This window comes from Tenacibaculum sp. (assembly GCF_050290165.1).
GTDB lineage: Bacteria > Bacteroidota > Bacteroidia > Flavobacteriales > Flavobacteriaceae > Polaribacter.
The window spans coordinates 171,254-186,248 of record NZ_JBNKHD010000011.1; the positions used below are offsets into that span (position 1 = coordinate 171,254).

Consider the following 14,995-nt stretch of genomic DNA (forward strand, 5'->3'; position numbering starts at 1 on the left):
ACGGAATGATTAGAAAACCGAAATACATATATAATAACATTGCTATCATTTCTTTGATAGCAATGTTTTTTTCTTGCACAAACTCTAAAAAAGAAGTGCGAGATTTTTTGGCAGATAAAAATTTACCAGTAGGTTCAGCTGTTAACATTTATCATGTACATAAAGATTCAGGAAGGATTACTTCCAAAACTAAAGCACCTGTTTTTTACGATTTTTCTAACCGAAAAGATCATCCGTATAATGAATTTCCAAAAGGGATAAAAATCATCAGCATTAATAAACAAGGTACAGATTCTACCACAATTTCAGGTAATTATGCGCTAACGTATAATAAGACAAAAGTGTCAGAAATTACAGGGAATGTCGTGATTACGAATCATACAAAACAAACAAAGTTAGAAACGAATCAGTTGTTTTGGGATCAAAAAGAACACTATTTTTTTACTGAAGATGGTTTTCGTTTTACGACACCAGAAAGTATTATTAATGGTTTTGGGTTTGAATCTAATGAAGATTTAACCAAATGGATGGCAAAAGATATTACAGGAGATATAGAAACAACACAAAAAGATATATAATGAATACACTTTGGAAATATTTGCAATACGGATACCTTATAGTAGGTACTATCTTTTTTGTGGAAGGAATTTTGAAATGGAATTCCGACAGAGAAGAAGCTTTTATTATGTTTGGATTTGCTATCTTTATCATATTAATTTTCTTCTTTAAAAGACATTTTAGAAGAAAAATAGAAAAAAGAAATCAACAACGTTAATGCAGGCTGAAGTCGTAATAATTTTTACTTCTATTTTATTTTCCGCTTTTTTTTCTGGAATGGAAATAGCTTTTATTTCTGCAAATAAGCTACACATTGAATTAGAAAAAAAGCGAGAAGGAATACTACCTAAAGTTTTAACAAGACTAACAGAGAAATCTTCCAAATTCATTACTACCATGTTGGTAGGAAATAATGTATCCCTTGTAATCTATAGTTACTTTATGGGAGAGTTATTAATGAATTGGTTTCAAACATTTTTGCCTTCAAATCATGTAGTGGTTAATTATGTGTTATCAGATGTGAGTTTACTTACTCAAACAATGATATCAACAATAATTATATTGGTAACAGCTGAGTTTTTACCCAAAGCAATATTTAGAATTTACGCAAATGAAATGCTGAAGCTTTTTGCTGTTCCAGCATATGTCTTTTACGTGTTTTTTTATGGAATAACTTCAGTAATTACTAAAATTTCAGATTTCTTTTTACATGTTTTCTTTAGAACTAAAGAAGATGAGAAACAAACTGAGTTTAGTAAGGAAGAATTAGGGCATTATATTTCGGAACAATTAGATGCAGGAAATGATGAAGAAGAAGTGGATTCTGAAATTCAGATTTTTCAAAATGCGTTAGAGTTTCATAAGGTAAAAGCACGTGAAATTATGGTGCCTCGTACCGAAATTGTAGCGGTAGATTTACACGAATCGGTGAGTAACCTTAAAAAAATGTTCATTGCAACAGGGTTGTCTAAAATACTGGTGTATAAAAACTCATTAGACGATATTTTGGGGTATGTAAATGCCTTTGAGCTGTTTAAAAAACCTCGAACAATAAAGTCTATTTTATTGCCTGTAGAGTTTGTTCCAGAGTCTATGATTATCAATGATGTGCTTAATGGCTTGATTAAAAAGCGTAAAAGTATAGCAGTAGTGGTAGATGAATACGGGGGAACTTCTGGTATTATTACTGTAGAAGATGTTGTGGAAGAGTTATTTGGCGAAATTGAAGATGAACATGACACGCTACAATTGTTAGAAGAAAGAATTAGTGAAACTGAGTTTAATTTTTCTGCACGATTAGAAGTGGATTATTTAAATGAAGAATATGGGTTAAATATCCCTAAAGAAGAAGCTTACGAAACCTTAGGAGGTTTTATTTTGAATCACACAGAAACCATACCACTACAAGATGAAGTTTTACATATAGAAAACTTTCAAATTAAGATTCTAAAAGTTAGTGCTACTAAAATTGATGATATTTATTTCAAAGTAACCAATAAAGAAGGGTAACTTTTTCTGCTTTTTTTAAGGAACTCCCTCAAAAACAGCATAAAAAAACATTGCATTATTAACTATGAAATTGTATTTTCGCACACTGTTAATAAAAAAAATAACGTATGACAATTTTATCGAAAATTAGAGAGCGTTCAATGTTCTTAATTCTTGTGATTGGTTTAGCACTTTTTGCTTTTGTATTGGATCCTTCTACAATATCAGATTTTTTTAGTGCAAGTAAGGTAAACGAAATAGGAGAAGTTAATGGTGAAAGTATTTCACGCCAAGAATTTGCTGAGGCTTTAGATGCTTATAAAGCACAAACTGGGAACAGAGTTTCTGAAATGCAAGCAGCTAAAACTGTGTGGAATAATTTAATCCGCCAAAAAATTTATGAAACACAATTAGAAGAGGCAGGAATTACTGTTGGTGAAGCTGATATTATGAATGCATTGTATGAGTCACCAGCACTTCAAGGAGATCCAAGATTCCAAACTTCAGGTATTTTCGATAAAAATAAATTAAAAGAGCATTTAGCTACTATTAAAGAAGAAAATGGTCAAGAGTGGGCTGCGTGGCAAAACTACATGGCTTCTTTAAAAAATAATATAGAAAAAACTACTTACGATAACTTAGTAGCAGCTGGTTTAGGTGCTTCATTAAAAGAAGGTGAAGCTCAATATTTAACTGAAAATACTAAAGTATCAGGTAAATATGTATACGTACCATATTCTACTATTGCTGATAGTTTAGTAACCTTAAAGAAAAGTGATGTTAGCAATTACATCAACAGTCATAAAGATGCTTTTCAAGTTGAGGCTTCAAGAGATATTAAGTTTGTAAAGTTTGATATAGAGCCTACTTCACAAGATGAAGAAGCTATCAAAGCTGAAGTAGCTAAGTTAATTGAAGATTCTGAGGTAAATAACACATCAGTTAAGGGATTGAAAAATGCAGTAGATTATCATGAGTTTTTAGAGGAAAACAACTCTGATATTGCTTTAGATGATAACTACAAGTTTAAGGTACAAGTACCGCAAGTAATTGCAGAGGAAGTTTTTAATGGTAAAGAAGGTGATGTTTTTGGACCATACAAAGATGCTGGTTACTTCAAAATATCTAAAGTAACTAAGGTTACTCAATTACCAGATTCTGCACAAGCAAGTCATATTTTAATACCTTTCGTTGGTGCTGCAAGTGCAGATGCTACAGTAGTAAAATCGGAAGAAGAAGCAAAGGCAACAGCAGATAGTTTATTAGCAGTTGTGAAAGCTGATAAATCTAAGTTTGCTGATTTAGCTAAAGAAATGTCTTCTGATAAAGGTTCAGCTGATAAAGGAGGCTTCTACGATTGGTTCTCTTATAACAGAATGGTGCCATCGTTTAGAGATTTTGTTTTTGAAGGTAAAGAAGGAGATATGGGAGTTGTAAAATCTCAATTTGGATTCCACGTAATTAAAATTGACGGACAAAAGAACTTCCAATCAGTTGTAAAATTAGCAACTTACGGACGTAAAATAGAAGCTTCAGAAGCTACTGAAAATACAGTTTTCCAAAATGCTGAAACTTTTGCATTAGAGTTAGCAAATGGTAAAAACTTTGACGAAGCTGTAAAAGAAAAGAACTTAAGTTCTTTACCTGCTATTGGATTAAAGTCGTTAGATGAAAATGTACCAGGAGTAGGAAACGAAAGAGAAATTATTACTTGGGCATTTGATAAAGATGCAAAAGAAGGAGATTATAAGCGTTTTGATGTTGATGGAGGGTATGTAGTAGCTGTGTTAACTGCTAAAGTAGCAAAAGGTTTAATGCCTGTTGATAAAGCAATTTCAAGTGTACGTCCTATTTTAACAAACGAGAGAAAAGCTAAAATGATCGAAGATAAAATTAGCGGATCTACATTAGAAGATATTGCTAAATCTACTAGTCAAACAGTAAGAGTAGCTACTGACGTAAACTTACAATCACCAACAATTTCAGGAGTAGGATACGAGCCTAAGATTGTAGGAGCTATGTTAAACGCAAAAGAAAACGAAGTGATTAAAAATGTAGCAGGTGATAAAGGAGTATTTGCTTTTGTAGTTGAGAAAAAAGAATTACCAACAGCATTACCTAACTACGATACATTTAGAAAGCGTATAGCAAACGAAAGAAAGAGTAAAACTTTCCAAATGTATGAAGCTGTTAAAAAAGCGGCTAAGATTGAAGATAACATGAGTTCTTTCTACGGAATTCAATAAGTATAAAAGTCATACATATAAAAAATCCCGAACTGAATAGTTCGGGATTTTTGTTTTCAAGAGTAATTTTAGCAAAATAATTTTGTGTGATGTAGTTTTTATTTGTTGGAAACAAATTCAATTGCTTTTTCCATTTGAGAGACATCAAAATAGCGTTCTTCAAATCCTTTACGTAGTCTTTCAAAGAAAAAATTATCAATTGGTACGAGTGCTTTCAGGATTTTTGAGTGCGCAATAATAGCAATATTCCCCATCTTCTTATAATTCCTCAAAGTCCATATTGTATCTTCTAAAAAAGCTTTTGTGCTGCTATGATTTAATTTTAACTCATCAAGTTTGATTAAAATATTTACGTAGTCGAAACCTTTCTCAATTTTTTCTTTAAAAAGTTTTTGTGCATATTTTTCATCTGTTTCTGTGAACCCATCTATTACTTCAAATGCAAGTGTGTTTCCAGAAAATTTATCTAATTGCTCAATCATAATATTTCAATATTTATATAAATTAAGATTTAGTGTTTACAATTTACAAATTAAATTTTCGAAGATGAACTAGTAGAATAAATAATCATAGATAATTAATATAAAAAAAGCAACCTCGAAAGAGATTGCTTTTTTAAGTATGTTTTAAAGCTTTTTATTAAGCATTTAAAGGTTGTCCGTCCCAAGCTGCTTTTGCTGCTTCTTTTACAGCTTCAGAGTAGGTTGGGTGTCCATGACAAATACGAGCTAAATCTTCCGCAGAAGCTCTGTATTCCATTGCTACGGCAGCTTCCATAATTAAGTCAGCAACACGAGCACCTACCATGTGAACTCCTAATACTTCATCTGTATTTTTATCAGCCAATACTTTTACAAATCCGTCTAAATCTCCACTGGCACGAGAACGTCCTAGTGCACGCATAGAGAATTTTCCAACTTTGTAATCAACTTTAGCATCTTTTAATTCGTCTTCTGTTTTACCAACAGCCGCTACTTCTGGCCATGTGTATACGATTCCTGGAATTAAGTTGTAGTCGATATGAGGTTTTTGTCCTGCTAAATATTCAGCAACCACTACACCTTCTTCTTCAGCTTTGTGTGCTAACATAGCTCCACGAACCACATCACCAATAGCATAAATGTTAGAAACGTTGGTTTGTAAATGATTATTTACTTCAACCATACCTCTTTCAGTAACTTTTACACCCGCTTTTTCTAAAGCCAATCCATCAGTATATGGACGACGACCTACAGAAACTAAACAGTAGTCACCAGTAAAGGTAATTTCCTCTCCTTTTTTGTTAGTAGCTTTAACAATTACCTCGTCACCATTTCTTTCAACAGAAGTTACTCCGTGACTAGTATTGATTTTCATACCTTGTTTCTTTAAAACTTTTGTTAGTTCTTTAGAAACGTCTTTATCCATAGTTGGAGTAATTGCAGGCATGTATTCGATAACAGTTACTTCAGCACCTAAACGCTTGTAAACTGATCCTAATTCTAATCCGATAACACCTCCACCAATTACGATTAAGTGCTTAGGCACTTCTTGTAATTTTAAAGCTTCAGTAGAAGTAATTACACGTTCTTTATCAATAGAAATAAATGGTAAAGTTGATGGTTTAGAACCTGTAGCAATGATGATATTAGTTCCTTCAATTACTTCAGAAGTGCCATCATTTTTACTGATTTTTACATGTGTAGCATCTTCAAAAGAACCAACACCTTCGTAAACATCAATATTATTTTTATCCATTAAATATTTAATACCACCAGTAGTTGTTTCAACTACGTTTGCTTTACGGTCTACCATTTTTTTGAAGTCGAAAGATGGCTTTTCAACCGAAATTCCATGCTCCTCAAAATGATGTACGGCATCATAATAGTGGTGAGAAGAATCTAATAAAGCTTTTGAAGGAATACATCCTACATTTAAACAAGTTCCACCTAAAGTTGAGTATTTTTCAATAATTGCAACTTTTGAACCTAATTGTGCAGCTCTGATAGCAGAAATGTATCCTCCTGGACCAGAACCAATAACGATAACATCGTATTTCATGAGTTGTGTTTTATTTTTTCATAAATAATGGATACAAAAGTACAATTATTTGCCGATAAATTTAGTTTTCATATCTTTAAAAACTTAAAAAATGAAAGATGAGAATTCTTAAAAAAATAGTTGGATTATTATTAATTCTATTAGTGATTGCACAGTTTTTTCAACCAGGAAAAAATGAAGGAGAAGTGACCGCACTGGAACCATTTATTGCAGAAGTAGCTCCTTCTAACGAGGTGCATCAGATTTTAAAAACGGCTTGTTTTGATTGTCACAGCAATACAACAAAATATCCTTGGTATAGTAGAATTACTCCAGTTAACTATTGGATGGCACATCATGTAGAGGAAGGAAAAGAAGAATTAAATTTTTCTGATTGGGCATCGTACTCTTTAAAAAGAAAAGAGCATAAGATGAAAGAAGTATGGGAAGAAGTAGAAAAAGGTAAAATGCCAATAAAATCGTATACTTGGACACATACCGATGCAAAATTAACGCAAGAGCAAATTCAACAAGTGATAGATTGGGCTAAAGATGCGCAAACTAAGTACCAGCAACAGTTAGCAAATTAATGCAGCAACTTTTAATAATTGGGTATGTTTGGGTAGAAAAAACAACGGGAGCTGGTAACCGAATGCTACAGCTAATCAATGTTTTTAAAGCTAACAATTATAGCATTACTTTTGCCACACCTGCCCAAAAAACAGACAATTCTTTAGATTTAACAGAATTGGGGATAGAAGAGCAATCAATTGAGTTGAACGCTACTTCTTTTGATGATTTTGTAACAGCATTGCAACCCGATATTGTTCTATTTGATCGCTTTATGATGGAAGAACAATTTGGTTGGCGTGTTGCTGAAAATTGTCCCAATGCTCTACGAATTTTAGATACTGAAGACTTACATTTTTTAAGAAAAGTACGTCATCAACAACTAAAAAAAAGAGAAGAGTTTTCTACTAAAGCATTATTAAGATCGGATGATGCAAAACGAGAGGTGGCTGCTATTTTACGTTGTGACTTAAGTTTGATTATTTCTGCCTATGAATTTCAATTATTAAAAGAAGTCTTTAAGGTTGATGAGGCTTTGTTGCATCATTTACCTTTTTTACTGGATAAAATTGATGATGAAACGATTCATAACTGGAAACCATTCGAAGAACGACAACATTTTGTATTTGTAGGGAACTTTTTTCATGCACCCAATGTAGATGCTACTCTACAGTTGAAAAAACTTTGGAAACATATAAGAAAACTACTTCCTAAAGCTGAACTTCATATTTATGGAGCGTATGTAACACAACAAATTCAACAATTGCATAACCCAAAAGAAGGGTTTCTAGTAAAAGGTTTTGCAAAGGATATTTTGCAAGTGGTTAAAGAAGCCAGAGTTGTGCTTGCTCCAATTCGTTTTGGAGCAGGAATTAAAGGTAAGTTGACCGAAGCAATGGAATGTGGAACTCCAAGTGCTACAACTTCAATAGGTGCAGAGGGAATGCATGATAATTTACCTTGGAATGGGTTTATTGAAGATGATTTTGAACAGTTTGCTAATAAAGCTGTAGAACTGTATTCCTATGAAATTTTGTGGAAGAAATCTCAGCAAAAAGGAATAACAATTATCAATTCAATATATGATAAAGAAAAATTAACGACATCCTTTATAGATAAAGTTATTGAGCTTCAGAATAATTTAGAAGCACATCGCACTGATAATTTTATTGGGAGTTTATTACAACATCAAACATTACAAGCCACTAAATATATGAGCAAGTGGATTGAGGAAAAGAATAAAAAATAATTACGAATTATGGATTAGAAGGTTTAAATCCATAATTCGTAATTTAAATGGTTGTAATTATTTTAAAAGTCCAGCACGTTTTAATAAAGCGTCTGGTTTAGGCTCTCTACCTCTAAAACGTTTGTATAATTCCATAGGTTCTTCTGTACCTCCTTTCGATAACACATTATCTTTAAATTTATCAGCTACCTCTTTGTTAAAAATACCTTTTTCTAAAAAGTATTCAAAAGCATCGGCATCTAATACTTCGGCCCATTTATAAGAGTAGTATCCAGCTGAATATCCGCCTTGAAAAATATGAGAAAAAGAAGTGCTCATACAATTTTCAGCTACATCAGGGTATAATTGAGTACTTTCAAAAGCAGCACTTTCAAAATCTTTTACAGAAACAATTGTTTCTGGAGATTCATTTGAATGCCAAGCCATATCTAGCAAACCAAAACTTAACTGACGAAGTGTTTGCATACCTTCGTGAAAACTAGCCGACTCTTTAATTTTTTGAACATATTCCATTGGAATTGTTTCACCTGTTTCGTAATGCTTCGCAAATAGCTCTAAGGCTTCTTTTTCGTAACACCAATTTTCTAAAACCTGACTAGGCAATTCAACAAAATCCCAAGAAACAGAAGTTCCAGACAAGCTACTATATGTTGTGTTAGCAAGCATTCCGTGTAAAGCATGACCAAACTCATGGAACAAGGTAGTAACTTCGTTAAAAGTTAATAAAGAAGGCCTGGTTTGTGTTGGTTTGGTAAAATTGCAAACAATGGAAACCTGTGGACGCTCATTTACTCCGTTTTTAACCTGTTGAGATTTATAAGAAGTCATCCACGCACCGTTACGCTTTCCTGGTCTTGGATGAAAATCAGCATAGAAATAAGAAATGAAATTTCCTTTTGAATCGGTTACCAAATAGGTTTTAACATCCTCGTGATATTTATCAATATCAAACACTTCTTCAAAATGTAAGTCGTATAATTTTTGAGTAACTTCAAAAACACCTTTAATAACGTTTTCTAATTTAAAGTAAGGTTTTAGTAATTCTTGATCTAAACTAAATAGTTCCTTTTTTAATTTTTCAGAATAATAGGCACTATCCCATTTTTGTAATAGGTCAATGTTGTCTAACTTTTTGGCATAATTTTCTAAGTTTTCAAATTCACGTTTTGCAGCAGGTTTAGCCTTTTCTAACAATTCATGTAAAAACTCCATCACTTTCTCTGGAGTTTCAGCCATACGTTCTTCTAATACAAAATGTGCATGTGTTTTGTAACCTAGTAAGTTAGCTCGTTTATGACGCAAGGTTACTATGTCTTTTACAATTTGCTCGTTGTTAAATTCGTTTTCCTGAAATCCTTTTTTACCAAAAGCAATCGCCAGCTTTTTTCGTAGTTCTCTATTATCAGCATAGGTCATAAATGGAATATAACTAGGATAATCTAAGGTAATCATCCAACCCTCTTTTCCTTTTGATTTAGCCAGTTCTTGTGCAGCTTCTTTAGCACTTTCAGGTAATCCTGCTAAATCTTCTTCATTAGTAATTAATAGTTCAAAAGCATTCGTTTCTGCTAACACATGCTCTCCAAATTGTAATGATAGTTTCGCTAATTCGGCATCTAGTTTACGTAACTCAGTCTTATCTGCATCATTCAAATTAGCTCCGTTTCTTGCAAAACCTTTGTATTGCTTGTCTAATAACATGTCCTGTTCAGGAGTTAATTCTAAACTGTTTTTTTGTTCATGAACAGTTTTTACTCTTTTAAACAAGGCTTCATTTAAAATCATATCGTTTTTAAATTCACTAAGCCATGGCGAAATTTCTTTTGCTATTTTTTGGATCTCATCATTGGTTTCAGCGGAATTTAAATTGAAAAAAATTGATGTGACCTTATCTAGTTTTTCACCTGTGAAATCCAAAGCAGCAGTAGTGTTTTCAAAAGTAGGTGCCTCTGAATTTTCTACAATTGTATTGATTTCTTCTTTAGCTAATTCAATAGCTTTTTGAATGGCAGGTTTGTAATCCTTTTCAGTTATTTTAGAAAAAGGAGGTGTATTAAAATCTTGTAAAAGAGGATTCTTAGTCATAAATAATAAGTTTAAAAATTGAAGAAACCTCACAAAGATACTCTGTGAGGTTTACTTTTTATAGCACTAAAATACTATTATTTTTTTACTCTTTTAGAGGCTTGTTCAACTTTAAGTTTTAAGCCTTCTTTATAAGCAACAATCTTATCTAAGACACATTTGTCTGAAGCACCAATAATTTGAGCTGCTAAGATTCCTGCATTTTTTGCTCCGTCTAAAGCTACAGTTGCCACAGGAACACCTCCAGGCATTTGAAGGATAGATAAAACAGAATCCCAACCATCTATAGAGTTTCTACTTTTTACAGGAACTCCAATAACAGGTAACGGACTCATACTAGCTACCATTCCAGGTAAATGTGCAGCACCACCAGCACCTGCAATGATAACTTGTACTCCGCGTTTGTGTGCATTGTTTGCATAATCAAATAATTTTTCTGGAGTTCTGTGTGCAGATACGATGTCTACTTCAACAGCGATGTCAAAACTTTCTAAAATCTCAATTGCTTCTTGCATGATTGGAAGATCTGAATCGCTTCCCATGATAATTCCTACCATAATTTTTATTTTATTGTCATTGCGAGGAATTTATAACGAAGCAATCTGTTAATGGTGAGATTACCTCGTTTCACTCGTAATGACGTGTTTTTTATTTTGCTATTACTTTAATGGTTTCCTTTACTTGCTGAGCGACTTTTCTCGCTTCATTTATATCTTGATTCACAATAGTTACGTGTCCCATTTTACGGAATGGTTTTGTCCTCTTTTTTCCGTAAATATGAGGGGTAACTCCGTCAATTTTTAAAATTTCTTCGATGTTTTCATATACAACATCACCTGTATATCCTTCAGCCCCCACTAAATTCACCATGATTCCAGCTACTTTACTTTCGGTATTTCCTAAAGGAAGGTTTAAAATACTACGTAAATGTTGTTCAAATTGATTGGTATAACTTGCTTCGATAGAATAGTGCCCAGAATTATGAGTTCTTGGAGCTACTTCGTTCACTAAGATTTGATCGTTTTCGGTTTGGAACATTTCTACTGCTAGTAAGCCTACAAAGTCAAAAGCATTGGCCACATTAAGAGCAACTTCTTGTGCTTTTTTAGCTACAGTTTCATCAATTCTTGCAGGACAGATAACGTATTCTACCTGATTAGCTTCTGGATGAAATTCCATTTCAACTACAGGGTAGGTTTTGGTTTCTCCATTGGCATTTCTGGCTACAATAACAGCTAATTCATTTTTAAAAGGAACTAACTTTTCAGAAATACATTCTCCAGTAGGTAAATTTTCTAAATCGTTGATTGAGCGGACTATTTTTACGCCATTACCATCGTAACCAAATCTTGCAGATTTCCAAACGAAAGGAAAGGTGATGGCTTCATTACTAATAGAGTGTTTCAATTCTTCTAAAGAAGTAAATCTTGAAAAATCGGCAGTAGGAATACCTTTATCGTGATAAAAAACTTTTTGATGCGCTTTGTTTTGAATGGTTCTTAAGTTCTTAGGCTTTGGGAAAATAGTAAGTCCCTCTGCTTCCAAAGCATCTAAGGCATCAATGTTTACATTTTCAATTTCTATGGTTAGTAAATCTACTTGTTTTCCAAAATTGTAAACGGTATCGTAATCCAATAAATCTCCTTGGTGAAATTCATTGCAAATTTGAGCACAAGGGGCTTCGGCATTTCCGTCTAAAATTACAGTATAGATGTCAAATTTTTGCGTTTCTGTAAGTAACATCCTTCCTAATTGACCGCCACCAAGAACGCCCAATTTAAAGTTTGAAGAAAAATAATTTTTCACTGTATTGTTGTTAGTGTGTTGTTGTTAGCGCAAAAATAAGAATCTAATTGTTAGTACAAATGTTATTAACGAGATATTCTTAATTGACTGCTATTTATAGGAGTTACAAAATACATTAAAGCATTGCATCCTTCACTATCAATGGGAGCACCATCAGCTAAGTAATTGTATTTTTTACCATCACAAGGGCATACAATTTCTACTCCTTCTAAGGTCATTAAAGAATTGCAGTTTCTTTCAGGGCACTGTTGGTCAAAAGCTTTATATCCATTAGTTCCTGTTCTAAAAATAAAAATATTTCTCCCTTGTATTGTGTTTTGAGATTCTCCTCCAGGAACTAGTAAGCCACTAAACTCAGGTAGCGATAAATCAATAATGGCGTTCATTGTTATACCAGAAAAACAATTATTTACAGGGACATTATCACTACAATTAAAACATATTGTAATTAGAAATAAAAAGAATAATTTTTTCATTTTTTGAATGGAGTTATTATAGTAACGCAACGAATTTACGAAAATTTTGTACATTTGTTTTCAATCTCATTCCTAGCGGTTTGAGATTTTTAAATTTTATAAACACTAATTAAGTACAGAAGGAGTTTATAAATAAAGAAAGAAGTTTATTGATTTTAAAAGAAGAGAAGAGATGAGTAACGTATCGTATTACACGGAAGAAGGATTAAAAAAACTTAAAGAAGAATTAGCGCACTTAGAACAAGTAGAAAGACCTCGTGTATCTCAAGAAATTGCAGACGCACGTGATAAAGGAGATTTGAGTGAAAATGCCGAATATCATGCAGCAAAAGAAGAACAATCGTTATTAGAAACAAAAATTGCGAAGCTTAAAAATGTGGTAGCAAATGCTCGTGTTATTGATGAAAGCCAGTTAGATACTTCTAAAATTTTAATCCATTCAATAGTTAAGATTAAAAATGCAACCAACGGAATGGAGTTTACTTATACATTAGTAGCAGATAGTGAAAGTGATGTAAGAAACGGAAAGTTATCTGTGAACTCACCAATTGGTAAAGGATTACTTGGTAAAAAAGTAGGTGAGACAGCTGAAATACAAGTTCCTAATGGAATTATGAAATTTGAAGTTATTGAAATTTCTCGATAAGAGAAAAAAGACTAAAGATTTATTCGGGTTTTAGCTACGCTAAAACCCGTTTTCTTTTTTATTTTTACAGTAAACTAAATAAAATAACATGGCTAGTATTTTTACTAAAATAATCAACGGAGAAATCCCATCGTATAAAATTGCAGAGGACGACAATTATTTTGCGTTTTTAGATATAAACCCAAATGCGAAAGGGCATACCTTGGTAGTACCTAAACGAGAAGAAAATAAATTATTTGACTTATCGAAAGAAGAGTATAACGGATTAATGTCTTTCTCATATAGAGTAGCGAAGGCTATAGAAAAAACAATTCCATGTGAACGTATAGGAATGAGTGTAATAGGTTTAGAAGTACCTCATGTACATGTACATTTAATTCCGTTACAAACAATGGAGGATATTCGGTTTACAAAGAAAGAAAAGTTATCGAGTGAAGAGTTTGTAGCAGTAGCGGAAGGTATTGCTAAGAATTTTGAATAAATAAAAAAGAGCTATGAAAGAATGGATTAAAACTGGTTTAAGTTGGGGATTTATGATGTTTTTGGTAATGACAATATTTTTCCCTTTGTATGATGGAGAAGAAATAACTCTGAAAAGAATACTTGTAGGAGCACTTGTTTGGGGAGTTGGAGGTTTGTTTTTTGGGTATACTATGAATATAAATTTAAATAAAAAGGATTAAACCTTATTCAATAAAATCTCAAAAGTAGTTCCTTTACCGAGTTCTGATTTTAACACGTGTATTTTCCCATTGTGATAATCTTCAATAATTCGTTTTGATAAAGATAATCCCAAGCCCCAACCACGTTTTTTGGTAGTAAATCCAGGTTTAAAAATTTGAGAGAATTGTGATTTAGGAATTCCCTTTCCTGTGTCAGTAACCAAAATTTTTACATGTCTAGGAGTTTCTTTCAAGTGTAGGGTAAGACTTCCTTTTCCAAGCATAGCATCGATAGCATTTTTAATAAGGTTTTCTACGACCCAACCGTATAGTTCGGTGTTTAAATTGCTAAGAATTTCATCTTTTTCAGCATTGAAAGAAAAAGAGATTTGTTTTGAACTTCTATTTTCTAAGTAGTCAAATGCCGTTTTGGTAACGGCAACAATATTGTGTTGTTTGAGTTCAGGTAACGATCCTATTTTAGAAAAACGATTTGCAATGGTATTTAAACGGCGCACATCTTTTTCAATTTCATCTACATAATCACTACTGATGTTTTCTGTGCGTAAGATAGCGATCCAACCTAATAGAGAAGAAAGAGGTGTTCCTATTTGATGAGCTGTTTCTTTAGCCATTCCTGTCCAAAGTTTGTTTTGTTCAGCCACTTTATTGGATTTATACACCATATAAATAATGATTAGAAATAATCCTAAAATAAGTACCAACGCAAGAGGGTAGTATTTAAGTTTGTATAAAATATCGGAGTTTCTGTAGTATATATATTCTTTTACATTCAAATATTCGAGTAAAATTGGCTCATTTTGCTTTTTCATTATGGCCAATTGTTGTTGAAGGTATTCAGCTTCTTTTGATTTTATAGAATCTAGGTTGTGAAACTGTTTTATATTGCCGTCTTTATCAACTAAAATTGTAGGAATATTCTCAATATTTTCAAAAACCTTAAACTCTAAGTTAAAACTAGCATTAAGGTCTTTATTGCTTTCAAACTCTTTCATAGCTGCCGCAAAAAGTTCCATTTTAGCACGCTCTTCGTTTTTAAATTTTTGAAAGAATACATAGGTGTTCCATAAGATGAAAGAAACAATAAGTAGGGAAATACTAATCGCAATTCTTTTTATCCAATACGTGTTTGTGAAAAAACTCATAAATCAAATATAAACTATTCTGTA

16 protein-coding genes are annotated in these 14,995 nt (G+C 32.5%); 9 read left to right on the forward strand and 7 right to left on the reverse strand.

What is annotated here, in order from left to right; translation table 11 throughout:
• The first annotated feature begins 5 nt into the window (after nucleotides 1-5).
• The 4 genes from lptC (at nucleotide 6) to ACQY6M_RS08625 (ending at nucleotide 4,292) form a co-directional block, all read left to right on the forward strand.
• Nucleotides 6-578: an LPS export ABC transporter periplasmic protein LptC gene (gene lptC, locus ACQY6M_RS08610; protein ID WP_428740739.1), complete on the forward strand. Its 573-nt coding sequence runs from the start codon at nucleotides 6-8 to the stop codon at nucleotides 576-578.
• The gene (locus ACQY6M_RS08615) at nucleotides 578-775 is read left to right on the forward strand and encodes a hypothetical protein (protein ID WP_428740740.1); all 198 of its coding nucleotides are present in this window, start codon (nucleotides 578-580) and stop codon (nucleotides 773-775) included. Before lptC ends, ACQY6M_RS08615 begins: the two co-directional genes overlap by 1 nt.
• The gene (locus ACQY6M_RS08620) at nucleotides 775-2,067 is read left to right on the forward strand and encodes a hemolysin family protein (RefSeq protein ID WP_428740741.1); all 1,293 of its coding nucleotides are present in this window, start codon (nucleotides 775-777) and stop codon (nucleotides 2,065-2,067) included. The genes ACQY6M_RS08615 and ACQY6M_RS08620 overlap by 1 nt, the downstream gene beginning before the upstream one ends.
• 107 nt (nucleotides 2,068-2,174) lie before the next feature.
• A complete protein-coding gene (locus tag ACQY6M_RS08625; RefSeq protein WP_428740742.1) occupies nucleotides 2,175-4,292 on the forward strand; it encodes a peptidylprolyl isomerase in 2,118 nt (705 codons plus the stop codon).
• 98 nt (nucleotides 4,293-4,390) lie between these two features.
• On the opposite strand, the gene ACQY6M_RS08630 is transcribed toward ACQY6M_RS08625, so the two are convergent.
• Nucleotides 4,391-4,774 (reverse strand): STAS/SEC14 domain-containing protein, encoded by a 384-nt coding sequence (locus tag ACQY6M_RS08630; RefSeq protein ID WP_428740743.1) that lies wholly within the window; start codon nucleotides 4,772-4,774, stop codon nucleotides 4,391-4,393.
• 157 nt (nucleotides 4,775-4,931) lie between these two features.
• A complete protein-coding gene (gene lpdA / locus ACQY6M_RS08635) occupies nucleotides 4,932-6,332 on the reverse strand; it encodes a dihydrolipoyl dehydrogenase (protein ID WP_428740744.1) in 1,401 nt (466 codons plus the stop codon).
• Nucleotides 6,333-6,430: 98 nt separating this feature from the next.
• Here lpdA and ACQY6M_RS08640 point away from each other — a divergent pair, with 98 nt between their 5' ends.
• Complete coding sequence (locus tag ACQY6M_RS08640; RefSeq protein WP_428740745.1) at nucleotides 6,431-6,901, forward strand: heme-binding domain-containing protein; 471 nt, start codon at nucleotides 6,431-6,433, stop codon at nucleotides 6,899-6,901.
• Nucleotides 6,901-8,130: a glycosyltransferase gene (locus ACQY6M_RS08645; protein ID WP_428740746.1), complete on the forward strand. Its 1,230-nt coding sequence runs from the start codon at nucleotides 6,901-6,903 to the stop codon at nucleotides 8,128-8,130. Before ACQY6M_RS08640 ends, ACQY6M_RS08645 begins: the two co-directional genes overlap by 1 nt.
• A gap of 57 nt (nucleotides 8,131-8,187) precedes the next feature.
• Here ACQY6M_RS08645 and ACQY6M_RS08650 read toward each other — a convergent pair whose 3' ends face one another.
• From ACQY6M_RS08650 to ACQY6M_RS08665, 4 genes are all read right to left on the reverse strand, one after another.
• Entirely contained in the window at nucleotides 8,188-10,215 is a 2,028-nt protein-coding gene (locus ACQY6M_RS08650) for a M3 family metallopeptidase (protein WP_428740747.1), read from the reverse strand.
• Between the two features lie 77 nt (nucleotides 10,216-10,292).
• The gene (purE, locus tag ACQY6M_RS08655) at nucleotides 10,293-10,772 is read right to left on the reverse strand and encodes a 5-(carboxyamino)imidazole ribonucleotide mutase (RefSeq protein WP_428740748.1); all 480 of its coding nucleotides are present in this window, start codon (nucleotides 10,770-10,772) and stop codon (nucleotides 10,293-10,295) included.
• 91 nt (nucleotides 10,773-10,863) lie between these two features.
• Complete coding sequence (locus tag ACQY6M_RS08660; protein WP_428740749.1) at nucleotides 10,864-12,021, reverse strand: 5-(carboxyamino)imidazole ribonucleotide synthase; 1,158 nt, start codon at nucleotides 12,019-12,021, stop codon at nucleotides 10,864-10,866.
• A 65-nt stretch (nucleotides 12,022-12,086) separates the two neighbouring features.
• Nucleotides 12,087-12,497 (reverse strand): Rieske (2Fe-2S) protein, encoded by a 411-nt coding sequence (locus tag ACQY6M_RS08665; protein WP_428740750.1) that lies wholly within the window; start codon nucleotides 12,495-12,497, stop codon nucleotides 12,087-12,089.
• Nucleotides 12,498-12,669: 172 nt separating this feature from the next.
• Between ACQY6M_RS08665 and greA the strand changes: the two genes are divergently transcribed.
• From greA to ACQY6M_RS08680, 3 genes are all read left to right on the forward strand, one after another.
• Nucleotides 12,670-13,143 (forward strand): transcription elongation factor GreA, encoded by a 474-nt coding sequence (gene greA, locus ACQY6M_RS08670; protein ID WP_428740751.1) that lies wholly within the window; start codon nucleotides 12,670-12,672, stop codon nucleotides 13,141-13,143.
• An 88-nt stretch (nucleotides 13,144-13,231) separates the two neighbouring features.
• On the forward strand, nucleotides 13,232-13,624 hold the full coding sequence (locus ACQY6M_RS08675) for an HIT family protein (protein WP_428740752.1): 393 nt from the start codon (nucleotides 13,232-13,234) through the stop codon (nucleotides 13,622-13,624).
• Nucleotides 13,625-13,637: 13 nt separating this feature from the next.
• Nucleotides 13,638-13,826, forward strand: a complete 189-nt coding sequence (locus tag ACQY6M_RS08680) for a hypothetical protein (RefSeq protein ID WP_428740753.1) — start codon at nucleotides 13,638-13,640, stop codon at nucleotides 13,824-13,826.
• Here the strand turns inward: ACQY6M_RS08680 and ACQY6M_RS08685 are convergent.
• Nucleotides 13,823-14,971 carry a sensor histidine kinase gene (locus ACQY6M_RS08685; protein WP_428740754.1) on the reverse strand — a complete coding sequence of 383 codons (1,149 nt, stop codon included), beginning with the start codon at nucleotides 14,969-14,971 and terminating at the stop codon, nucleotides 13,823-13,825. The two genes, ACQY6M_RS08680 and ACQY6M_RS08685, sit on opposite strands and share 4 nt — an antisense overlap.
• Between the last annotated feature and the right edge of the window lie 24 nt (nucleotides 14,972-14,995).